Here is a 22,386-nt window from a genome sequence, read left to right as displayed (position 1 = left end):
TCCACCTTTTACTGCGGATAATTGAGGTTTACCGAGAAATAATACTACTCGTGATAGCAATTTTAGTGTCGATAACGATAGTGATGGTCGATAACTAAAAAAGAGATTTCGTCAGGTGAGCATCCGACAGTGGAGCACAGGGAAAGCATCTCTAAACGACTGTTATGACTAATTTTAGTTTCTACTCTCTCAGCGTGAAACTTATCAATTTTAGGTGTCAAGGCGGTTCGCGATTTATACCCCTAAGGGGGTAAAAATGCAAAATGTTTGTCTCGGGTCTAGGCTGTTATCAGTGTCTATGTGGCTATCGATGCGCTAATTCAGAAAAATCGCTGGAATTATTCAGCCATCCTACCCTAGAATAGACGTCCAGATGGAAAACCATCCGATAATGTTTTCCTCCAATTCATTATTCAAGGTCGTCGTGTGAGAAGACGGCGATGTTGAGGCAGCACTTATTATCAGTGCACACGAATTAAATCCCTTAAGCAAGGTAACTATATAATGGCTAAACATCTTTTTACCTCAGAGTCAGTCTCTGAAGGGCATCCCGATAAAATCGCCGATCAAATCTCTGATGCCGTTTTAGATGCAATCCTCGAGCAAGATCCCAAAGCACGTGTGGCCTGTGAGACTTATGTAAAAACCGGTATGGTTTTAGTTGGTGGTGAAATTACGACCTCAGCTTGGGTCGATATCGAAGAGATTGCGCGTCAAACCGTTCGTGATATTGGTTACGTTCATTCTGATATGGGCTTTGATGCCAACTCTTGTGCAGTACTAAATGCAATCGGTAAACAATCACCGGATATCAATCAAGGGGTTGACCGTCAAGATCCCCTCGATCAAGGTGCAGGTGACCAAGGTCTGATGTTTGGTTATGCGACGAATGAAACTGATGTGTTGATGCCCGCGCCAGTGACTTATGCTCACCGCTTAGTCCAACGCCAATCAGAAGTACGTAAAGACGGGACTCTTCCGTGGTTACGCCCAGACGCTAAAAGCCAAGTAACCTTCCAATACGACGGCGATAAAATTGTCGGTATCGATGCGGTTGTACTTTCTACCCAGCATGCTGAACAAATCGGTCAGAAAGAGCTGCAAGAAGCTGTAATGGAAACCATTATCAAGCCAGTATTGCCGACCGAATGGCTGACGGCCAACACCAAATATTTTATTAACCCAACAGGGCGCTTTGTAATTGGTGGTCCAATGGGCGACTGTGGTCTGACTGGTCGTAAAATTATCGTTGATACTTACGGCGGTATGGCACGTCACGGCGGCGGAGCGTTCTCAGGTAAAGATCCATCGAAAGTTGACCGTTCAGCAGCCTATGCCGCGCGCTACGTTGCGAAGAACATTGTTGCGGCAGGCTTAGCAGACCGCTGTGAGATTCAGGTTTCCTATGCGATTGGTGTTGCAGAGCCGACCTCAATCATGGTCGAGACCTTCGGTACTGAAAAGCTGCCAACAGAGCAATTGACCCTGTTGGTCCGCGAATTCTTCGACCTTCGTCCTTACGGCTTAATCCAGATGTTAGATCTGTTACATCCTATTTACCGTGAAACGGCTGCATATGGTCACTTTGGCCGTGAACACTTCCCATGGGAAAAAACAGACAAAGCTGAAGCCCTGCGTGATGCAGCGAATCTGAAATAGTTTCTCTTACTAGGGGGAATTCCCCCTAGTCTCTCCCTCTACTCCCTCTTTATTCCCCCGAATAGCCCTATAGCCGGCTCCAAGTGATAACGATTACATCGTCTTTTTCAAGTCGAAATGTAGTCTATTTCTTCAATTGGTAAAAAAAATATGATTTATTCAGAGGTTAAGGCTATAAATACCCGATATTTATGTATAGTTCCGTCAAGAACCCGTGAATGAGGTCTTTACCAAGCTGTTGAATCATATTTAATTAGACTTCGATGTAATCGATTACATCGCTGTGATCTGGCTCACTGATAATTGACACATAGTTACGTACAATTGCAAAGATAAGAAATCTAACATCGGAGGCATTCATGCCTGTAAATAACTCAAAACGTAGAACGTCAAATAAAATGATGACGTTTTTCGTCTGCTTTCTCGCTGCACTCGCAGGTTTATTATTTGGTCTAGACATTGGGGTTATTGCAGGGGCACTGCCCTTCATTGCCAAAGAGTTCAACGTGACACCTCATCAACAAGAGTGGATTGTCAGCTCAATGATGTTCGGTGCCGCAGTGGGAGCTGTCGGCAGTGGCTGGATGTCCTCGTCTCTCGGCCGTAAAAAAAGCTTAATGGCCGGTGCTATTTTATTCGTTATTGGCTCGTTATGGTCAGCCTTAGCGACCTCACCGGAAATGCTGATTTCGGCACGGGTACTATTAGGACTGGCTGTCGGGATTGCCTCCTACACTGCCCCACTTTATCTCTCTGAAATCGCGCCGGAAAAAATTCGCGGCAGTATGATTTCTCTTTACCAACTGATGATCACTATCGGTATTCTGGGTGCATATCTTTCTGACACCGCGCTGAGCTACAGTGGTGATTGGCGTTGGATGTTAGGGGTCATCACTATCCCTGCTGCCTTGTTACTAATCGGTGTTGTCTTCCTTCCGAATAGCCCACGTTGGTTAGCGGCTAAGGGGCAATTTTATGACGCTCAGAAAGTGCTTGACCGTCTGCGTGATACCAGTGAACAAGCTAAACGCGAATTGGACGAAATTCGCGAGAGCTTAAAAATCAAACAGACGGGCTGGGCGCTGTTTAAAGGTAATAGTAATTTCCGTCGTGCCGTGTATCTGGGCGTGTTACTGCAAGTTGTGCAGCAGTTCACCGGTATGAACGTGATCATGTATTATGCACCGAAAATTTTCGAAATTGCGGGGTTCACCAACACCACTGAGCAAATGTGGGGAACAGTAATCGTTGGATTGGTTAACGTCTTAGCGACCTTCATTGCCATTGGCTTAGTAGACCGTTGGGGCCGTAAGCCTACCCTGATCCTCGGCTTTATCGTGATGGCTGCTGGGATGGGTATATTAGGCACTATGCTGCATTTAGGTATCCATTCAGCCGGTGCGCAGTACTTCGCTATCGCTATGCTGTTGATGTTTATCATCGGTTTCGCAATGAGTGCTGGTCCATTAATCTGGGTACTGTGTTCAGAAATTCAGCCACTGAAAGGTCGGGACTTTGGTATCACCGTCTCTACGGCAACCAACTGGATTGCTAATATGATAGTCGGTGCGACCTTCTTAACGCTATTGACTAATTTAGGCAATGCGGGAACCTTCTGGCTATACGCAGCACTGAACGTAGTGTTCATCGTTCTGACGCTGTGCCTGATTCCAGAGACCAAAAATGTTTCCCTGGAACACATTGAAAGAAATCTAATGAAAGGTAAAAAACTGAAAGATATCGGATCACGCGATTAATTCAGATAAGGGGGGTGACAGGTTCACCCCCTTTTTTTATGTTATTCTAGCCCCATGAAAAAACATCAGCGCCTACCTATCGCTTTACAGCAAGCTATATATCGATCGTTACGTCATCATCTCAGCCTTGCCACTCCCTTCTTTGATGAGCTCCTTCCTGAGCCCTCTATCAGCTGGCAACAACGCGGAACGACCGCAGGTAGCGCTTGGCTAAAGGAATGGCAGATCCGCCTTAACCCGATACTGTGTGAAGAGAATCCGTCAGCCTTTGTGGAACAGGTGGTACCGCACGAACTTGCCCATCTACTGGTATGGAAAAAGTTTGGCCGTGTGGCGCCTCATGGTAAAGAGTGGCGCTGGATGATGGAGGAGGTATTGAAGGTAAAAGCCGAGCGAACTCATCGCCTTGTAACGACGTCCGTTGCGGGTAAGACCTTCCCCTACTATTGCAATTGCCAGCAGCATGCCCTGACGGTACGACGCCATAATCGCGTCGTGCGCGGCGAGACGGAATATTGCTGCCGCCATTGCGCTGCACCGCTAAGAAGAGGTGAATTTCAGGGATGAATACGGAAATATCTGACTAACGCTAGCCTGTGTTTTACGCAACTTTTTGCACTAGAATGAGTTATTATCGCGTATCGATGTCACTTTGATACTTTTCTAGAATATGCGTCTCAAAATCAGTTTTCTCACCTTACTTTTTTCAATCTTCCCAGCCTTTGCTAAAGACTATCAGCAGAACAATTTTCAAGCGGCTAAAAAGGCCTCTGTCGAGATCAACCAAGGCGCTAAGGAATTTTATTGTGGCTGCGATATTCATTGGCAGGGTAAAAAAGGTCTTCCGGATTTAGCCTCTTGTGGCTACCAGCCACGTAAAAATATACAACGAGCCTCTCGTATAGAGTGGGAACACATCGTACCGGCTTGGGTATTTGGCCATCAACGTCAATGTTGGCAACAGGGAGGAAGAAAAAATTGTCGCAAGGATAGCGAATATCGACGAATCGAAGCAGATCTCCATAATCTGGAGCCCGCCATTGGTGAAGTAAACGGTGACCGTAATAACTTTGCTTATAGCCAATGGAATGGTACCCCTACGCAATACGGCGCCTGTGAGATGATTAATGATTTTAAAGCTAAACTCACTCAACCTGCTGCACGGGCACGGGGTCCGATTGCCCGAATTACGTTATATATGCGTGACCAATATCATCTTTCGCTTTCACGCCAACAGACACAACTGTTGATGGCGTGGAATAAGCTTTACCCTGTTACCCCTTGGGAATGTCAGCGCGACCGTCGTATCGCTCGAATTCAAGGTAATGCTAATCCTTGGGTCGCCAAGCAGTGTCAAGAGTTAGCCCCTTAATTGCAATTAGTCGACTCAGCGGTCAAGCTATACGGTATAGTTATCAAAGCGATTCATTTATTTTTAATTAAGAGATCAGACCATGCGCATTCCCCGCATCTTTCATCCAGCCCCCCTTCACAGTGATCAACGTGTTCAGCTTTCTGAAGACGCCGCCAATCATGTTGGCCGAGTGTTACGCATGGTCGCCGGGCAGCAAGTACTGTTATTTGATGGCAGCAATCAGGTCTTCCTGTCAACGATCGTGGAAGCCAGTAAAAAGCATGTTACCGTTGAGACCTCCACAGCAGAACTCGATGACCGCGAGTCTCCTCTCGATATTCATTTAGGCCAAGTGTTATCACGGGGCGAGAAAATGGAATTCACCATCCAGAAATCGATTGAATTAGGGGTTAACACTATTACACCTTTAATCTCTGAGCGTTGTGGTGTAAAACTGGATAAAGAGCGTCTTGAAAAGAAACTTTCACAATGGCAAAAAATTGCCATTGCCGCATGCGAACAGTGCGGACGTAATCGCATTCCTGATATACGCCCTGTTATGACGTTAGCAGAGTGGCTTTCTGAAGACAGTGATGCGCTTAAGCTCAATCTTCATCCGCGCGCCTCACAAAGTATTAATCGTCTTACCCTACCCAATAATAAGGTAAGGCTACTTATTGGGCCGGAAGGTGGATTATCCGTCGCTGAAATTGAACAGGCCAGTGCGGACAACTTTACTGATATTTTACTAGGGCCACGGGTATTACGTACCGAAACGACGGCTTTAACGGCTATTACCGCGCTGCAAGTACGATTCGGTGATTTAGGATAAATAACTGTCTGGCATCATCAGTAAAGCGCTCGACGGATCCTTGGGTATACTGAGTTCTATGTTAGTGAAAACACTAAATTTTGAAGGGGTTGTAAATGATTAAGCTGGGTATTGTGATGGATCCTATTACAACCATCAATATCAAGAAAGACAGTAGTTTTGCGATGTTATTAGAGGCCCAAAAACGCGGTTACGAAATCCATTATATGGAGATGAACGATCTATCGTTGCGCAAAGGTGTCGCTTCGGCGCGTACTCGCGGCCTGACCGTTATGCAAAACGAAGAGAAATGGTTTGAATTCACGAGTGAGCAGACCTTACCTCTGGCCGATCTTGATGTCATCCTTATGCGTAAAGATCCCCCTTTTGATACCGAGTTTGTCTACGCGACCTATATTTTGGAAAGAGCTGAAGAGCAAGGCACGCTTATCGTTAATAAGCCACAAAGCTTACGTGACTGTAATGAGAAACTCTTTACGGCTTGGTTCGCAGACTTAACTCCAGATACCTTAGTTACCCGCAGTCGTGAGACCTTACGTGATTTCTGGCAGGAGCATGGTGATATCATCATGAAACCGCTAGATGGTATGGGGGGCGCATCTATTTTCCGCGTGAAACAAGACGATCCAAACTTCTCTGTCATTTGGGAAACCCTTACCCAGCAAGGTACACAGTTTTGTATGGCACAAAATTTTGTCCCGGAAATTAAACAGGGCGATAAACGTGTTCTCGTCGTCGATGGCGAGCCCGTTCCCTATTGCTTAGCTCGTATTCCCAAATCAGGGGAAACACGTGGCAACTTAGCCGCGGGGGGCCGTGGCGAGCCTCGTCCGTTAAGTGAAAGTGATTGGGCCATCGCCCGCAAAGTGGCACCCACACTGAAAGAGAAAGGACTTATTTTTGTTGGCCTAGACATCATTGGCGATAAATTAACAGAAATCAATGTCACAAGTCCTACCTGTATTCGTGAAATTGAAGCCGAATTCCCGGTATCAATTACTGGTATGCTGATGGATGCCATCGAAAAACGTTTAGCTAACGCGTAATTTTGTTCAACCTTTCTGGTAGCCCAGCGGTTACCAGAAACTTAATCACTTGAGACGGTATGAATTTACAGCACCATTTCCTGATTGCCATGCCCACCTTAGAGGACCCGTTGTTCAAGCGTTCCGTGGTTTATATCTGCGAACATAACGCTGACGGTGCTATGGGGATTATCATCAACAAACCTCTAGAAAATCTTAATGTCGAAGGCGTATTAGCCAAACTAGATATTGAGCTTTCTGGAGATGGCTGCCAACGACAGCTTGAGCAACCGGTGTTTACCGGAGGCCCCATGTCTGAAGATCGTGGATTTATTCTCCATACTTCGTCCCAAAAATATGCTTCCAGTATCGACGTTTCCCCTGAGACCATGGTCACTACCTCCAAAGATGTACTTGAGGCCCTTACCACTGACCATCACCCCGAGCACGTGCTGGTAGCCCTAGGGTATTGCGCTTGGGAACAACAGCAGCTAGAGAATGAAATTTTGGAGAATGCCTGGTTAACCGTCCCTGCCACCAGCGATATTATCTTCCATTTGCCCGCATCAGAGCGTTGGTCCGCCGCGGCAGCAAAACTCGGTATAAATATACATATGATCGCTAGTGAAGCAGGACATAGTTAATGAGTAACCACACCATTATTGCGTTCGATTTCGGTACTCGCAGTATCGGTATCGCCGTGGGTCAAACCTTAACGGCAACGGCCTCCCCTCTTACTGCCGTAAAAGCCCAAGATGGCGTGCCGGATTGGACGTTAATCGAAAAAGTGGTTAAGGAGTGGCAACCCGATTATTTAGTTGTCGGTCTTCCGCTTAATATGGACGGAAGCGAGCAGGAACTGACTCAGCGGGCAAAGAAATTCGCCAATCGTCTACATGGCAGATTGGGAAAAAAGGTCGAGCTACAAGATGAGCGTTTAAGTACGACTGAAGCCCGCGCTCGGCTCTTCGAAAAAGGGGGATTTAAGTCCTTATCAAAAGGACGCGTTGACTCTCAGTCTGCGGTGATTATTTTAGAAAGTTGGTTTGAAAATCTTTATCAGTAGTACTTTGTAGCGAGAAGCTGTCTTCTTGATGGTATTGTGCAGACGATTGCCGAAATGAAACCATCCCCTCTTGACTACCTTGTTCCAGTTGCGCTTGTAGCTGATGAAGCTTAGCTTCACGGATCAGATTCCCGACTGCTTTAGTGTTAATGAGTAGCTCATAAAGAGGGAGTACCTTATCTGCCCGATAAAGAAGTTGCTGCGCTATCACTGCGCGTAAGCTTTGTGCCAAATGTTGACGTGCAGTATCGCGCTCATGGGGGGGGAAAGCATCCACCAGTCGCTGTAAGGCATGAGTGGTATCTGTACTGTGTAGCGTCGCGAGGACAAGGTGGCCAGTTTCTGCCGCGGTTAGCGCGAGCTTAATGGTTGTTGTATCACGTAGTTCGCCAATCACGATAATATCGGGATCTTGACGTAACGCTGCGACTATCCCGCTATACAAGTCACTGACATGTTCACCTATCTCCCGCTGTTGAATCAGACATTGCACAGGACTGTGACAATACTCGATGGGATCTTCGAGCATCAGAATGTGCCGCTGACACTGCTGATTAAGGTGATCGATCACTGCCGTCAGTGTCGTCGATTTGCCTGATCCGGTAGCCCCCGTAATAAGAAGTAGTCCATCCTCGCCTTTCACGCGCTGAATAAAGGCACTGGGTAGCGTTAACTGCTCAATTGTCTTTACTTGTGCGGGAAGTATTCGTAATGAGAGCGAAAAACCCAGCTGCTGTTTGAATAAGGAGGCTCGGATACGTATTCCTTGTTCACTACAAAACGCGAAATCGCAATGTCCTTGCTGAGTAAGATGTTGCTGTAAACGTGCTGTAGTGTGCTGGCGAATGAACAGCTCAAACCAAGTAGGACTTAATTTCTCTGTATGAGGGATGATATGGATCCTATTTTCTCTGCGCCAACGGGGAAATTCTCCGCAGCACAGGTGTAGATCACTCGCGTTATGTTTTACACTACGCGCAATTAATTCTGTTAACTCCATAGTGATTCCCGGTTATGACATCCATTTCTCAAAATTTACACTCAGTGGAACAACGGATCGCCGATACTGCTCAGCATTGTGGGCGTAGTTCTCAAGAAATTACTTTACTTGCTGTAAGTAAAACTAAGCCTGAGAGCGATATCGTTGCGGCATATCACGCCGGCCAACGCGGCTTCGGTGAGAATTATGTGCAAGAAGGGGTCAGTAAAATTACAGCCTTGGCTCACTTATCCGACATTGACTGGCACTTTATCGGGCCATTGCAGTCGAATAAGAGTCGTTTAGTCGCGGAGCATTTTGCTTGGTGCCATACCGTTGACCGCTTAAAACTGGCACAACGTCTTTCCGCGCAACGTCCTGAACACCTTCCCCCGTTGAATATTTTGATTCAGGTGAACATCAGTGATGAGTCCAGTAAATCGGGCATTCAGGTCGAAGAGCTTAACGCATTGGCTGCGGCAATTTATCAGCTTCCCCAATTAAGGTTAAGAGGGATCATGGCTATTCCAGCGCCAGAACCTGACTACCCAAGGCAGTTAGCGGTTTGCCAGCGTATGGCGAAGCTCTACCACGCCTTAGCAGAGCACTATCCTGAGGTCGATACACTCTCCTTAGGTATGAGTGATGACCTTGATGCGGCGATCACCGCAGGCAGTACCCTTGTACGAGTCGGTAGCGCGATTTTTGGTGCCCGTCAGTACCCTACTACTTCAGAATAAGCTAAGGAGCTTTATGTATACCTTGACGTTTTTGGTCAAAACTTTTATCGAGCTATATGTGCTCGTACTGCTGTTGCGAATCTGGATGCAGTGGGCGCGTTGTGATTTTTACAACCCACTGGCGCAGTTCGTGGTCAAACTGACTCAGCCGATTATTGGTCCTTTACGTCGCGTCGTGCCAGCGATCGGTCCGATTGACGGTGCGTCGCTACTCCTCGCATTTATTTTAACGACACTCAAATACCCTCTACTGGTTGCGATTAATCAGGGGGGGTTCTCGCTCTCGCTAAGCTTAATGTTAATTGGGGTGTTATCCCTGCTTAAGGCTGCAGGTAACCTGGTCTTCTGGGTTATCTTGATCCGCTCCATTATGAGCTGGGTGAGCCAAGGTCGTAGCCCTGTTGACTACGTACTTTACCAACTTACCGAACCATTAATGTCGCCCATTAGACGCTGGTTACCGGCGATGGGTGGAATAGACTTCTCGGCGATGATCGTCATTCTTATTCTTTATGCATTAAATTATCTCGGTATGGATCTTTTCCCTAATCTCTGGGTTTGGTTATAAATTATGACGAATCATCTTGCTCCACAAAATGTTGTGTTGGCCACCGGTAATGCCGGTAAAGTGAGCGAACTGGCCGAATTGCTACGCGATTTTGGCTTAACGATTACCGCGCAAACCGAACTCGGTGTAGGCTCAGTTGAAGAGACTGGACTGACCTTTATCGAGAATGCCTTGATTAAGGCCCGACATGCTGCGCGTGTGACTGGCCTACCCGCGATTGCCGATGATTCAGGATTAGCCGTCGATGCCCTACAAGGCGTACCCGGTATTTACTCTGCACGCTACGCTGGCGAAACCGCCAGTGATACCGACAACCTGAATAAGCTATTAACGGCCATGCAGGACGTACCGGATGCACAGCGACAAGCTGCTTTCCATTGTGTCTTGGTCTATTTAGCCCATGCAGACGACCCTACCCCTATCGTTTGCTACGGCCGCTGGCCGGGCATGATTGCTCGCGAACCTAGCGGTCAAGGCGGTTTTGGCTATGACCCGATATTTTATCTCCCTGAGCAACAGAAATCGGCAGCGGAAATGAGTAAGGCAGAGAAATCTGCACTCTCCCATCGTGGCCAAGCTTTGCAGCAACTGATGGAAGCATTACGTAATGGCTAAAGGTTTGCCCCCACTCAGTTTATATATTCATATTCCCTGGTGCGTCCAAAAGTGCCCCTACTGTGATTTCAACTCTCACGCCCTCAAGGGCGAGGTGCCGCATCAGGAATATGTTGAGCATTTACTAAAAGATTTAGATGAGAGTCTACATTTAGTTCAAGGACGGCAACTCTCAACGATCTTTATCGGTGGGGGGACACCGAGTTTATTGAGTAGCCAAGCCATGCAACTGCTGATGGATGGGGTACGCGAGCGTATCCCTCTCTCCACTGGCTGTGAAGTGACAATGGAGGCCAACCCCGGCACGGTTGAAGCAGAACGTTTCAGTGGCTACCAACATGCAGGAATTAACCGTATCTCGATTGGCGTACAAAGCTTTGATGCGGAGAAATTAACACGTCTAGGAAGGATCCACGGTCCGCAAGAAGCCGAGCGTGCAGCACAACTCGCATCGGGCTTAGGGCTACGGAGTTTCAACCTCGATCTGATGCATGGTCTCCCGGATCAGAGTATCGAGCAGGCTTTAGCCGATTTACGCCAAGCGATTGCGCTCAATCCTCCTCACCTTTCGTGGTATCAATTAACGATTGAGCCCAATACGCTATTCGCTTCTCGTCCCCCTAAGCTACCCGATGATGACGATTTATGGGATATTTTCGAGCGAGGGGATCAGCTACTGCGTGAGGCAGGGTATGAGCAGTATGAAACCTCGGCCTATGCTAAGCCCGGTTACCGTTGCGAACATAACCTTAATTACTGGCGATTCGGGGATTATCTCGGTATTGGCTGTGGGGCGCATGGCAAAATTACGCTAGCGGATGGCAAGATTATGCGTACCGTAAAAACGCGCCATCCTAAAGGGTTTATGCGGGGGGAATACCTCGATAAGCAATTTATGGTTGCCGACGAAGATAAAGCCTTCGAATTTTTTATGAATCGTTTTCGCTTATTGGAACCCTGTCCGCGTCAAGATTTCGTCGAGTTAACTGGCTTGGCAGAACAACAAGTACGGCCTGCACTCGATAACGCTATTCAGGCAGGCTATTTACAAGAAACTGCTGAGCATTGGCAAATCACCGCTAAAGGGAAATTATTCTTAAATTCGTTACTTGAAGCGTTCCTACCGGAAACGAAATAGAAAAAAGCGTGCCCCAAGAGAATTTTATTTATCTTTGGGACGCTTTCTACATGAGTTGGCTACAAGGTTAACTATTATCTGACTAAAAGTGCCTCACTCGAGCAAGGCACTTTACTGATTCGGATTAACGTTTAATACCGGAAATAACTGCGCTGCGCTTTATCCACTTTATACAGATAACGGCGTGATTCAGCAGCAGGATGATTACGTACCAAGATACGATAAACTTCCGTCGGTGGCATCGCATTAATAATCGCCACCGCTTTGTCTTTATTACTCGAGAAGACCTTCAATACGCTTCCTGCACCACCATTATAAGCGGTGATGACTGCATAGCGTCTGGATTGGGGATCGGTAATTCCTGCCAGATAGCTGTTCTGCAAAATAGACAGATACGCCGTTCCTGCATCGATATTATTTTCTGGATCGAGTAAGTAACTACGGCTCGGTTTACCCCACTTGCCTTTCATTTTAAAGACATCGACGCCAGCGGTATGTTGGACAACCTGCATCAGCCCTAACGCATCAGAATTACTGATTGCATAGGGGTTGAAACTGGACTCCGTTTGCATGATGGCCAATATCAGTGAAACATCCACCCCATACTGGTCAGAGGCTTTGCGTACCATTGGCAGGTAACGATGAGCACGTTGGTTTAAGTGGTTAGGTACCATCGGAATGGTAATGGACCAAATAACGTGCATCCCAGAAACCCGACGATGCAATTTATATTTAAGCAGGTAATCGGCGAAGGTTCCCGCCCGTCCTTGCCAACGAATGGGTTGACCGGTGTTATCGAGTACCTGGCCATAAAGTAGTGGCTCTTGGCTCAGGTTGATATCGTTAGCATCAGAATAGAGATCGACATTACCTGGATTTTCACCGATCAATAGCGTCGTAATGATCGCTTCACGTAAGCTCGCCATCGGGTTAGTACCCGATATCGATTCGATAGTAATTTTACCGCTTTCGAAGTTGATGTGGCTACGTGTGTAGTAGTTGTCGCTATATTTTACGTAGTCTTTGGGACCGGCAATCAGAACTTCGTTTATTCCCCAAATGTTTTCGATGTTATGCGCGAACTGGCCCATAAGGATATCGAAACCATTGGTGTCCTTTACCCAATCTTCGTGAAAAACACTTTTTTTATCACTCGAGCAAGAGACAAGCAGTGGTGCGATAAGCACTAAGGGAATCAATTTTTTCATAAGATGGCGTTCTGGCTGCTTAGCGTAAGTTTAAATATTAGTTAGTTTGACTGCTCTGGCGGCGTGTAGCCATCAATTTGAACATCCTTCCCTTCAAACAAGAAGCTAACCATCTCTTGCTCAATAATCTTACGATGTTCTGGATTCATCATGTTTAATTTTTGTTCATTAATTAACATGGTTTGCTTGGCCATCCACTGCTGCCATGCTGGCTTAGAAATTTCTTGGAAAATACGTTTACCTAGCTCACCTGGATAAAGTTGAAAGTCTTGGCCTTCAGCATCTTGTTTTAAAAATGTGCAAAAAATTGTACGGCTCATAGGTCAATCCTGTTAATTATTAATGCGCTATGGCGAGTTCGTGACTTAATTCGTTCAAAATACGTTGTACCGGTGCGGCTAATCCCACCGATTGCGGCTGCGCTAAGTTATACCAGAGAGTAACAGATTCCTCCATTAAAGCCGTAATAGTAGTCAGCTCTATCATCACCGGAATAATCTGTAAATGGAAATGGCTAAAGGTATGCTTAAAGCCATTCAACTGTAGTGGCGTAGCCTTAATGCCACGCTGCGATAACCATTGTTCCATCTCTGTGCGATCGGAAAATTGAGGAAAACTGTACAATCCCCCCCAAATACCGAGACTGGGCCGTTTTTCCAACAATACTCTATCGTCTTGCTTCATTAACAATAGCCAAGCTTCTCGAGTTGGGAGATCTTTTTTGGGCTTTTTACCTGGATAATCCTGCCAATTGTGCTGAGCATACGCAATACAGCCATCATTAAGCGGGCAAAGCTCACATTTAGGGCGCGAACGAGTACAAACCATTGCCCCCAAATCCATCATTGCTTGGTTAAACGCTGCAACCTCCTGTTTAGGGGTAACTGTTTCACTTAATGCCCATAATTTACTTTCAACTTCACGCTGCCCCGGCCATCCTGCTACCGCATAATAACGGGCCAATACGCGCTTCACATTTCCGTCTAAAATAGGATGATGTTGACCTAGAGAAAGGGAGAGTATTGCTCCCGCCGTTGAGCGCCCAACCCCTGGCAAGGCAACGACCTGCTCAAATCGCTCTGGAAACTGGCCTTGGTGTTCACGCATTACCTGGCAGGCCGCTTTATGAAGATTACGTGCTCGCGCATAATAGCCGAGGCCCGTCCATAAATGCAGCACATGGTCAATCGGCGCGGCACTCAGCTCGGCAACCGTTGGAAATTGTGCCATAAAACGCTCAAAATAGGGAATGACCGTAGCCACTTGCGTCTGTTGAAGCATCACTTCAGACAACCATACCTTGTAGGGCGTTTTTTCTTGCTGCCAAGGCAGCGTTTTTCGGCCAAACTGGTGATACCATGTCAAGACTTGGTTAGCAAAAGATGACGCATCGGTGGTAGTTAACATCGTTTGTACAGAATTCGTGAAGAGAGATAGATAAATTGCAGCATAGACCTGGCATTAAGTAAACCACTGCTTGGTAAAGGCTTGCTAATCATGCTTAACTTTGCATAATCCCCACTTAAAATTGAAACATTTGTAGGCTTATTATGATTAATGACGTCATTACACCAGAATTTGATGAAGATGGGCGTCCATTACGCCGGATAAGAAGTTTTGTTCGACGCCAAGGCCGCCTTACCAAAGGCCAGCAACAAGCCATTGACGAACTTTGGCCAATCAATGGAATTGAATACAGTGCTGAGCCTATAGATTTTCAGCAGGTGTTTGGCCGCGAAGCCCCATTAGTGTTGGAAATTGGTTTTGGTATGGGAGCCTCTTTAGTAGAGATGGCCAAAGCCAATCCTCATCAGAATTTTTTGGGTATCGAAGTCCACGCGCCAGGGGTTGGCGCATGCCTAGCCAGTGCGGAAGAGGCTGGCGTCACCAATTTACGTGTCATGTGTCATGATGCAGTAGAAGTGTTAGAAAAGATGATTCCTGATAATTCATTACGTCTTGCTCAACTTTTCTTCCCAGACCCTTGGCATAAGGCACGCCATAACAAACGCCGTATCGTACAAATCCCTTTTGCTGAGCTTATCCTCCGCAAATTGAAACTTGGCGGTGTATTCCATATGGCCACTGACTGGGAAAATTATGCAGAGCATATGCTCGAAGTTATGCAGTCCATCCCAGGCTATATCAACCAATCGCCGGAAGGACTTTATGTCCCTCGGCCAAATTCACGCCCACTTACCAAATTTGAGCAGCGGGGTCACCGCTTAGGACATGGTGTGTGGGATTTAATGTTTGAGAGGATTAAATAATGGCTGTTAATCGTAGTCGTCGTTTACGTAAAAAATTACATCTTGATGAGTTTCAAGAGTTTGGCTTCTCTGTCGCTTGGTCGTTCCCAGCGGGTACCGATACGACCACAATCGATAAGACTGTTGATGACTTCATCAGTGAAGTGATTGAACCACAAGGGCTGGCTTACGATGGCAGTGGCTATCTACAATGGGAAGGTTTAGTCTGCTTACAGAAAACCGGTAAATGTACCGACGAACACCGCACGGCGGTAAGCCAATGGCTCTCTGCTAAGGGCTTAGAAAACGTCCAAGTGACAGAACTGTTTGATGTTTGGTGGGACTAAGTCAGTATAACCTTAAGACGGATAATACTGCCTGTATTGTCCGTCAACCCCTCCCCCTTTCTGGAGAAACTCCATGCTACGCAAAGTTTTACTCGCTACGCTACTTGTTTCAGCCGTACAAGCTCATGCTGCTTATCAGTGTGATTCAATCCCTAAAGATGATATTACCCTGTCACCACAAAGTGTCGCTATCGTCGGAAGTGATGGCACCATGGTCATTACCCCTAATGGGGATATTACTTTCAATGGTAAGGCTCTTCAGCCCTCCGCAGCGGTACGTCAGCAAGCCATCAATTATCAAGCCGCTGTGCGTAAAGATATGCCGTGGATTAATCAGGGTGCGCATCAACGACTCGACCAAGCAAAAACTGCTTTAGATCGAATCATTACCGAAAAACTCGGCGCAGAAAGTGGGATTCATCAACGTTTGGATAACTTAAACTCCCAGCTAAAATTACAATTTGCACGAGTTCTCTCGCAAAAAAATGATGTCATGACCTATCATCACAGTGCTATCGATAGCGTTCATCAAGACAGTGAAAAACTAGTACAAAATGCGATGGGCGGCGTACTGCAAGATAGCCTAAATGAAATGGGTAATATGAAGAACCTCAGTAGTAACGGTAACCCATTACAAGCATTAGTCGGTAATTTGGGTGGTTTACAACAAGCGGTTCAGCAAGAATGGAAACAGCACGAAAACGATTTCCAACAATTTGGCCAACAAGTTTGCCAACGCGTTACCCAACTTGAGACACAGCGTATCGCGCTCTACAAGTCTGCAAAATAAAAGGTGGGACCCTAGAGGTCCCTTCTTTTTTCAGCATCTGGGAGAAAAGTTATGACGTTTAACGCTCTTTGGCTTGCCGACCCTAAAATCGATAAGAATTCCGCTACACTTTCCGCAGTCGATGAGACCACTCTCACGCACCTTCCCGTTACTCTTCGCGTTCTCTACTCCTCACTTAATTATAAAGATGCGTTAGCGCTCCGTGCCAAAGCTCCGGTTATCCGCCAGTTTCCGTTGATCCCCGGTATCGATATGATTGGTGAGGTAATTGCCAGCGAATTAACAGAGTGGTCAATCGGGAGACTCGCCGTCGTCACTGGCTGGGGAATTGGTGAACAGTACCATGGTGGACTCGCTGAAAAGTTTTCAGCGAAAGCTGAATGGCTGACCGCACTACCTGAGGAGATATCCTCCTTTAATGCGGCGTTGATTGGCACAGCGGGTCTAACCGCTATGCTCGCCGTTTTACAGTTAGAGCAACAAGGAATTACCCCAGAAAAAGGCCCGATTGCCGTCAGCGGAGCCAGTGGTGGAGTCGGCAGTTTTAGTACATGGATTTTAGCGCAGCTGGGCTATGAGGTTATCGCCATTAGCGGCGACCGTCATGCTGAGGAATATCTAATTAAGACCTTAGGTGCTCGTTCAATTCTCTCGAGAAATGCACTATCTGAATCCGGTAAGAAACTCCAGGCCGAACGTTGGGCAGGCGCCATTGATTGTGTTGGAAGCCATACCCTCGCTAACTTACTTGCAGCGACGCAGCGAAATGGTTCTGTCATTGCCTGTGGAATGGCTCAAGGCCTCGAACTCAATACCAGTGTCGCGCCCTTTATCCTCCGCAGTATCCGCTTAGTCGGTGTTGATAGCGTGTACTGCGAAGTCGCGCAGCGTCATGCTGCATGGCAGCGCTTCGCGACATTACTCAAATGTTCATCGCTACCGATCCGCTATCAAACCATCAAACTGGATCAAGCCATGGAATTTGCCGACCGTCTTCTTGAAGGAAACGTTCGTGGGCGCATTGTTGTACAAACAACTTTGACTTAATCTTTAGCATGCCAATAGGCAACGGCTCTGACTAACTCCGGTGAACACTCTCGTTGCTCAATAAAGTGGTCGCTGAGGTGTTTTACCGCTTTCCCTTCTCCCGTCAGCCAGATGAAATGGTCATCAGCTGGGAAATGTAGCGGGTTACTGAGGCTGATACACTGCTCGATACCTTTAGTATCCATTGTATGATCTTCTAAACAATGTAAGGTGTAATCGGCCAGTAGCCCCCCTAAGTATTCTTCGACGACTTGGCGCTTGGCAAAAGCGATCAGTAGAACGTTGTCTGCTTGCAAGCTACGTAACCGCCGTTTCATCGCGGGTAAGCCCGTCTCATCGAATATATAGAGTTGCTGGGAATAGTCTTCTGGGATGATCAACGATCCACGTGGCCCACCAATCGTTAGCGAATCACCCACATTAACATTCTCCGCCCATTCACTGGCGACACCTTGCTCATGCCGGTAAAAATCGATAACGAGTGTCCCCTTACCATCAAACTCAAGGGGAGTATAATCTCGTGATTCCGGCCGCTGATTATCAGGCCAAACGATACCTTCCTCGGTAACCGTTGGGATGACGGGTGCCGTTGCGCTCTTTTCAGGGAAAAAGAGTTTAATATGATCGTCAGTACCTGGTGAGGTAAAACCCTCCAATGCTTGGGAGTGGAAAGCTATGCGCCAAAATTGTTCTGCAACCAATTGTTTATCGCAGACCGTTAGGGTGCGAAATTTTAGCTCATTACGAACACGATGCGGTGCCTGCTTACCAGAACTCAGGGTTTTAGTCATACTTTCTCCTTAGTAAGAATCTGTCGAAGTCTACCTTTGCATGCTTAATTTTAATAGTAATAATTCTTATTATCATGTTACGACAGATAACGACCTTTACAATCTCGATCTAGGAACCTGTTTATTTTGACCCATTAGGACTTAGATGAAATTTTAGCTTACACTCACTTAAGTCGCCTCCCCCCCTCCAACTATCGTTCATTGTCTATACTTAACCGATATACCTGTTGCCCATAAGCCCATGTGTTAAGGAGGCAATTCGCCATGTCGCGACAACAGAAAGAGCCGGTCCCGAATAACCAAAACGATAATTACGATGAGGACGATCTTTACGAGAACGCTCAGGAATTTGAATTGACTGACCATGACAACGATCATGAACCAGAACCTGAACATATTGCGGGTATGCCGTCTGCAGACGCACTCACCCCTTCAGACCGCTATTTAGAATTATTCGAGGATGTGCAAAACCAGCGCATCTTTGAGGACAGCAAAACCTTTGCAGATTGCGCGCCTAAACACGACCCTGTCGATATTTTGATCTCATATCGTAAACTGGCCCGTCGTAACCAAGATTTTTCACTAGGGCAATTTGTACAGGACAATTTTTACCTACCGGAAGCGCCTCATAACTATGCGCATGCCGAACATGAGAAGAGGACGCTCAGCCAGCATATTGATGCACTATGGCCAGTAATGATTAGAAACCCTCAAAGTCATCATCCTAATACGTCGCTACTCCCATTACCTAAACCTTATATTGTCCCAGGCGGACGTTTTACCGAGGTTTATTATTGGGATTCCTACTTTTCAATGCTCGGCTTAGCCGAAAGCGGGAAAATCGAATTACTGAAAAATATGGCGGATAACTTCGCTTGGTTGATTGAGAAATATGGCCATATCCCTAATGGTAATAGAACCTATTATCTTAGCCGTTCTCAACCGCCCGTCTTCGCGCTAATGGTTGAGTTATGTGAATCAGCTAATATTGGCGGTAGTGAGCACTATTTACCCTACTTAATCTCCGAGTATCACTATTGGATGGATGGTTCTGGCTCTCTTAATCCCAATCAAGCATTTCGGCATGTGGTTAAGATGCCGGACGGTTCGATGCTAAACCGCTACTGGGACGATCGTGATACGCCTCGCGATGAATCGTGGCGTGAAGATATTGAAACAGCCTCCTCATCGAAAAGACCCTCTAGGGAAGTCTTCCGTGATTTACGTGCAGGTGCCGCCTCTGGATGGGATTACTCATCACGGTGGTTGAGAGACCCGATGAGGTTGGCCAGTATTCGTACTACGCAATATATTCCCATTGACCTCAATGCATTTCTCTACAAATTAGAATGCACGATATCCACTATTGCTAAGAAAAATGGCGAAGAACTTACCGCTTTGGCATGGGAGAAGAAGGCTGAGGATCGTTTGAATGCGATTAATCACTGGCTATGGGATGCAAAAAGTGGCGTATTTCGCGATTATGATTGGCGAAGAGAGCAATTCGGGCTCTTCAGTGCAGCAACCTCGGTGGCCCTATTCACCGGACTCGCCACACCAGTTCAAGCTCAGCGTATCGCTACACAGATCAAAGAGCAGCTCCTGGCACCCGGCGGCTTAGTCTCCACAACAATTGAAAGTGGTGAACAATGGGATAAACCTAATGCGTGGGCGCCTTTACAATGGATGACTATTCAGGGATTAAAAAAATATGGTGAAGATGCGTTAGCAGAGGAGATCGCCGTTCGCTGGCTCAAAACAGTAAGCAAACTTTTTAAAGAAAAACACAAACTCGTCGAAAAATATAATGTGGTGGACGGTGATAATGTGTCTGGCGGCGGCGGCGAATACCCGCTTCAAGATGGATTCGGTTGGACAAATGGCGTGACGCAATGCCTACTCAATGAATATGGTCACCTTTTAGAGGAATAAAAAAGGGCCTCCTTATGGAAGCCCTTAACCAAGAGCGAATTAGTTTGTGCTATCGCTAATGGATTTTTTAGCACTTGCGGCAGCGTCTTTAGTCTTTTGCCAAGCGCTGCTAGCGCCTTGCTTAGTGCTATCTACACCTTTAGAGGTGGCTTCTTTTTTTTTGTCCCAACCTTCTTTGGCACCTTCTTTGGTTTTATTCCAACCCTTGGTGGTACCTTCTTTGGTTTTGTTCCAGCTATGCTGTGCACTTTCTTTAGCTTTAGTGCTGTTGCTATTGTCGCCTTGTAGACGGTGTTTTGCTTTGTCTACGTTTTCGTTAAGACGATTTTTAGATTCAGTCGTGGTTTCCGATGCACGGTCTTGAGCTTTTTGAGAAGTCTCAGAAGCTCGGTTTTGTAGTTGCTGAGTTTTCTCTTGTAGTTGCTGGGAAGCTGTTGGCGTTGTATCAGCAAAAGCGTGTGAAGCCAGAAGGGTCATTGAAATGGCTGCTGCAGTTAATGTCTTTTTCATCTTCATCAATCCTTGTAAGTTGTAATGCCTGCTAGAAACATAGCAACCAAAGTTAAAACTGACAAGTAATAGCCCCCAAAACGGAATTTTCTTACTTAAAAAGCATTTCACGATCACATAATAAGGGTGAAGTAATGATTATTTAATCATATAAGTGGAAACATTAAGTATGAAGATAATAAAAATTCCTCTAATAACTAAGAAAACACTTAAAAAGTAAAATATTAGGATTTTATCCAAACAAAACTCAAAAAAAGTAACAATCCTATTTTAAGAGATTTTTAAATTTGTATATGGAAGAGAAAGAGAAAGCCTGACATAATCAACCGTATCTGCTTAAAATTAAAAGGATGAAATTAAGAAGAAAATATTAATACCCTTAACTAATCAATAAACATAAAATTAACTTTAACTGTAATGATTATGGTGTTATATGAATAACAAGGAATACGTTCGTTCTATAGCTATCATTGATACGTGCAATTTCACAAAAATTGCAATTGAATCAGTCTGCCAACAAATATCTAAAAACATATTGGTTCTACGATTTAATTCTGTACAAGATCTTATTCAATATCCACAGCGATCTCAAATTGACCTTGTCTTCTATGATACATTGACCACCAATAGCGTGATTATCGATCCAGAGTTAGATATTAAAAGAATTAGAGAAAGTATTAATGGAGTAAAAATTTGTATTTTTTCGATATTACATCAATTTATGTCGATAAAAAGTGCAGATTACGAAATTGACAAGAGATTATCGTTAGAAGATTTTAATTTTTTTACACGTGTCCTCTGCCAAGATGATGGTGAACGTTGTAAGAGAAATTACAGTGTTGTCTTTTACGATAGAATCAACCTATCTAAAGAACAAGTATCACTACTGCGTGGTTATCTGTTGAATTTAAACACAAAAAGTATCGCTGACATCTTACAGTGCAATCTTAGAAAAGTATATTTCTACCGTGAGGGTACACTGCGAAAAGGAAAGCTTAGGGAAAATTTCTATAAAGATATAGGTCGTTTAATCAATCCTTAATGCGCTAAAGGCTACGTTGTAATAAAAGCGGAGCCTTTAGCGTTTTAGGTAGAGAATTCTTAACGTCGAACTTTAATAAACCAACGTAGAGAATTAGAATATAGCTGGGGGGATTTAATTATTTTCCCCTCTTCAACCAGTTGAAGTAATAGACTCCTTGTAACATAGATACTAGAATCACACTTATCTGAAATATCACGAGTTTTAGGCCACAACTCTAAATCTGGTAATTGGCCACGCTGGACCTTCACACTGTTATGCTTCTCGCATAGCTCAGACAAAACTTTCAATACTTCATCCTTCTTACTCATTGAGTAATCTCCGTTATAATATCATTCATACTCTGAATATATATCTCTTTATTTTTCTCGATAACCGCTCCTCGACATAAAGACAGAAGTAATAGCTGACTACCCAGGAAAAAAATAAAGATATAAAAAACAGGTTAAATCTTGCTGGAAAATCCCCAAAGACGTCACTTCCAAAAATCCATGTCGATATATCTATGATGGTAAAAATAATAGCCATGTGGAGTAAATATATCGAATAAGATATTCTAGACGTAAAGACTAAAAAACGCGGGGCGGTTTTTTTATCTAAATCAAAAATCTTTATGCAAAAAAAGAAAACAAATAAAGCAGGTAAAAACATTCCTCCTATATGAAAATCAGAACAAAAATAAAAAGTTCTCATCTCAAAGTATATTAGAGTCATTAAGATAATTATTGTTAATATAA

General features: G+C 45.4%; 25 protein-coding genes. 18 read left to right on the top strand and 7 right to left on the bottom strand.

Annotated elements, in window-relative coordinates:
- The first annotated feature begins 504 nt into the window (after positions 1–504).
- The 8 genes from metK (at position 505) to ruvX (ending at position 7,693) form a co-directional block, all read left to right on the top strand.
- A complete protein-coding gene (metK, locus tag MKR94_RS14305) occupies positions 505–1,659 on the top strand; it encodes a methionine adenosyltransferase (RefSeq protein ID WP_099824041.1) in 1,155 nt (384 codons plus the stop codon).
- Positions 1,660–2,018: 359 nt separating this feature from the next.
- The gene (locus MKR94_RS14300; protein ID WP_241647549.1) at positions 2,019–3,416 is read left to right on the top strand and encodes a sugar porter family MFS transporter; all 1,398 of its coding nucleotides are present in this window, start codon (positions 2,019–2,021) and stop codon (positions 3,414–3,416) included.
- Between the two features lie 54 nt (positions 3,417–3,470).
- The gene (locus MKR94_RS14295; protein ID WP_241647548.1) at positions 3,471–3,983 is read left to right on the top strand and encodes a SprT family zinc-dependent metalloprotease; all 513 of its coding nucleotides are present in this window, start codon (positions 3,471–3,473) and stop codon (positions 3,981–3,983) included.
- 103 nt (positions 3,984–4,086) lie between these two features.
- The gene (gene endA / locus MKR94_RS14290; protein WP_241647547.1) at positions 4,087–4,788 is read left to right on the top strand and encodes a deoxyribonuclease I; all 702 of its coding nucleotides are present in this window, start codon (positions 4,087–4,089) and stop codon (positions 4,786–4,788) included.
- An 82-nt stretch (positions 4,789–4,870) separates the two neighbouring features.
- On the top strand, positions 4,871–5,602 hold the full coding sequence (gene rsmE / locus MKR94_RS14285) for a 16S rRNA (uracil(1498)-N(3))-methyltransferase (protein ID WP_241647546.1): 732 nt from the start codon (positions 4,871–4,873) through the stop codon (positions 5,600–5,602).
- A gap of 95 nt (positions 5,603–5,697) precedes the next feature.
- Positions 5,698–6,648, top strand: a complete 951-nt coding sequence (gene gshB, locus MKR94_RS14280; RefSeq protein WP_048912658.1) for a glutathione synthase — start codon at positions 5,698–5,700, stop codon at positions 6,646–6,648.
- A gap of 59 nt (positions 6,649–6,707) precedes the next feature.
- A complete protein-coding gene (locus MKR94_RS14275; RefSeq protein WP_241611224.1) occupies positions 6,708–7,271 on the top strand; it encodes a YqgE/AlgH family protein in 564 nt (187 codons plus the stop codon).
- Entirely contained in the window at positions 7,271–7,693 is a 423-nt protein-coding gene (gene ruvX / locus MKR94_RS14270) for a Holliday junction resolvase RuvX (RefSeq protein ID WP_048912660.1), read from the top strand. Before MKR94_RS14275 ends, ruvX begins: the two co-directional genes overlap by 1 nt.
- On the opposite strand, the gene MKR94_RS14265 is transcribed toward ruvX, so the two are convergent.
- A complete protein-coding gene (locus MKR94_RS14265) occupies positions 7,656–8,693 on the bottom strand; it encodes a type IV pilus twitching motility protein PilT (protein ID WP_241647545.1) in 1,038 nt (345 codons plus the stop codon). The two genes, ruvX and MKR94_RS14265, sit on opposite strands and share 38 nt — an antisense overlap.
- A 14-nt stretch (positions 8,694–8,707) precedes the next feature.
- Between MKR94_RS14265 and MKR94_RS14260 the strand changes: the two genes are divergently transcribed.
- The 4 genes from MKR94_RS14260 to hemW are packed head-to-tail and all read left to right on the top strand — an operon-like array spanning position 8,708 to position 11,733.
- On the top strand, positions 8,708–9,412 hold the full coding sequence (locus tag MKR94_RS14260; RefSeq protein ID WP_241647544.1) for a YggS family pyridoxal phosphate-dependent enzyme: 705 nt from the start codon (positions 8,708–8,710) through the stop codon (positions 9,410–9,412).
- A gap of 13 nt (positions 9,413–9,425) precedes the next feature.
- Positions 9,426–9,980, top strand: a complete 555-nt coding sequence (locus MKR94_RS14255) for a YggT family protein (RefSeq protein WP_241647543.1) — start codon at positions 9,426–9,428, stop codon at positions 9,978–9,980.
- A 3-nt stretch (positions 9,981–9,983) separates the two neighbouring features.
- Positions 9,984–10,595, top strand: coding sequence for an RdgB/HAM1 family non-canonical purine NTP pyrophosphatase (rdgB, locus tag MKR94_RS14250; RefSeq protein ID WP_241647542.1), 612 nt, complete (start codon positions 9,984–9,986; stop codon positions 10,593–10,595).
- Positions 10,588–11,733, top strand: a complete 1,146-nt coding sequence (hemW, locus tag MKR94_RS14245; protein ID WP_241647541.1) for a radical SAM family heme chaperone HemW — start codon at positions 10,588–10,590, stop codon at positions 11,731–11,733. Before rdgB ends, hemW begins: the two co-directional genes overlap by 8 nt.
- Positions 11,734–11,864: 131 nt before the next feature.
- On the opposite strand, the gene mltC is transcribed toward hemW, so the two are convergent.
- The 3 genes from mltC to mutY are packed head-to-tail and all read right to left on the bottom strand — an operon-like array spanning position 11,865 to position 14,348.
- On the bottom strand, positions 11,865–12,941 hold the full coding sequence (gene mltC, locus MKR94_RS14240; protein ID WP_241647540.1) for a membrane-bound lytic murein transglycosylase MltC: 1,077 nt from the start codon (positions 12,939–12,941) through the stop codon (positions 11,865–11,867).
- 41 nt (positions 12,942–12,982) lie between these two features.
- On the bottom strand, positions 12,983–13,261 hold the full coding sequence (locus MKR94_RS14235) for an oxidative damage protection protein (RefSeq protein ID WP_048912667.1): 279 nt from the start codon (positions 13,259–13,261) through the stop codon (positions 12,983–12,985).
- Positions 13,262–13,280: 19 nt separating this feature from the next.
- Positions 13,281–14,348: an A/G-specific adenine glycosylase gene (gene mutY, locus MKR94_RS14230; protein WP_241647539.1), complete on the bottom strand. Its 1,068-nt coding sequence runs from the start codon at positions 14,346–14,348 to the stop codon at positions 13,281–13,283.
- A 143-nt stretch (positions 14,349–14,491) separates the two neighbouring features.
- On the opposite strand from mutY, the gene trmB reads away from it, so the two are divergent.
- From trmB to MKR94_RS14210, 4 genes are all read left to right on the top strand, one after another.
- On the top strand, positions 14,492–15,211 hold the full coding sequence (trmB, locus tag MKR94_RS14225; RefSeq protein ID WP_241647538.1) for a tRNA (guanosine(46)-N7)-methyltransferase TrmB: 720 nt from the start codon (positions 14,492–14,494) through the stop codon (positions 15,209–15,211).
- On the top strand, positions 15,211–15,537 hold the full coding sequence (locus MKR94_RS14220) for a YggL family protein (RefSeq protein ID WP_241647537.1): 327 nt from the start codon (positions 15,211–15,213) through the stop codon (positions 15,535–15,537). The genes trmB and MKR94_RS14220 overlap by 1 nt, the downstream gene beginning before the upstream one ends.
- A 73-nt stretch (positions 15,538–15,610) precedes the next feature.
- Positions 15,611–16,327: a DUF2884 family protein gene (locus MKR94_RS14215; RefSeq protein ID WP_241647536.1), complete on the top strand. Its 717-nt coding sequence runs from the start codon at positions 15,611–15,613 to the stop codon at positions 16,325–16,327.
- Between the two features lie 51 nt (positions 16,328–16,378).
- On the top strand, positions 16,379–17,374 hold the full coding sequence (locus MKR94_RS14210) for an MDR family oxidoreductase (RefSeq protein ID WP_241647535.1): 996 nt from the start codon (positions 16,379–16,381) through the stop codon (positions 17,372–17,374).
- Here MKR94_RS14210 and MKR94_RS14205 read toward each other — a convergent pair.
- Entirely contained in the window at positions 17,371–18,165 is a 795-nt protein-coding gene (locus MKR94_RS14205) for a siderophore-interacting protein (protein ID WP_241647534.1), read from the bottom strand. The two genes, MKR94_RS14210 and MKR94_RS14205, sit on opposite strands and share 4 nt — an antisense overlap.
- A gap of 264 nt (positions 18,166–18,429) precedes the next feature.
- On the opposite strand from MKR94_RS14205, the gene treF reads away from it, so the two are divergent.
- Positions 18,430–20,097 (top strand): alpha,alpha-trehalase TreF, encoded by a 1,668-nt coding sequence (treF, locus tag MKR94_RS14200; protein ID WP_241647533.1) that lies wholly within the window; start codon positions 18,430–18,432, stop codon positions 20,095–20,097.
- 39 nt (positions 20,098–20,136) lie between these two features.
- On the opposite strand, the gene MKR94_RS14195 is transcribed toward treF, so the two are convergent.
- Positions 20,137–20,607, bottom strand: coding sequence for a hypothetical protein (locus tag MKR94_RS14195; RefSeq protein WP_241647532.1), 471 nt, complete (start codon positions 20,605–20,607; stop codon positions 20,137–20,139).
- A gap of 433 nt (positions 20,608–21,040) precedes the next feature.
- On the opposite strand from MKR94_RS14195, the gene MKR94_RS14190 reads away from it, so the two are divergent.
- Positions 21,041–21,649 (top strand): hypothetical protein, encoded by a 609-nt coding sequence (locus MKR94_RS14190; protein WP_241647531.1) that lies wholly within the window; start codon positions 21,041–21,043, stop codon positions 21,647–21,649.
- 59 nt (positions 21,650–21,708) lie between these two features.
- On the opposite strand, the gene MKR94_RS14185 is transcribed toward MKR94_RS14190, so the two are convergent.
- Positions 21,709–21,960, bottom strand: a complete 252-nt coding sequence (locus tag MKR94_RS14185) for a FaeA/PapI family transcriptional regulator (RefSeq protein WP_241647530.1) — start codon at positions 21,958–21,960, stop codon at positions 21,709–21,711.
- Positions 21,961–22,386: the final 426 nt, after the last annotated feature.

Origin of the sequence: Rosenbergiella metrosideri (genome assembly GCF_022602565.1) — a bacterium.
In the GTDB taxonomy this organism is placed as follows: domain Bacteria; phylum Pseudomonadota; class Gammaproteobacteria; order Enterobacterales; family Enterobacteriaceae; genus Rosenbergiella; species Rosenbergiella metrosideri.
This window is presented reverse-complemented; position numbering and strand designations above follow the sequence as displayed.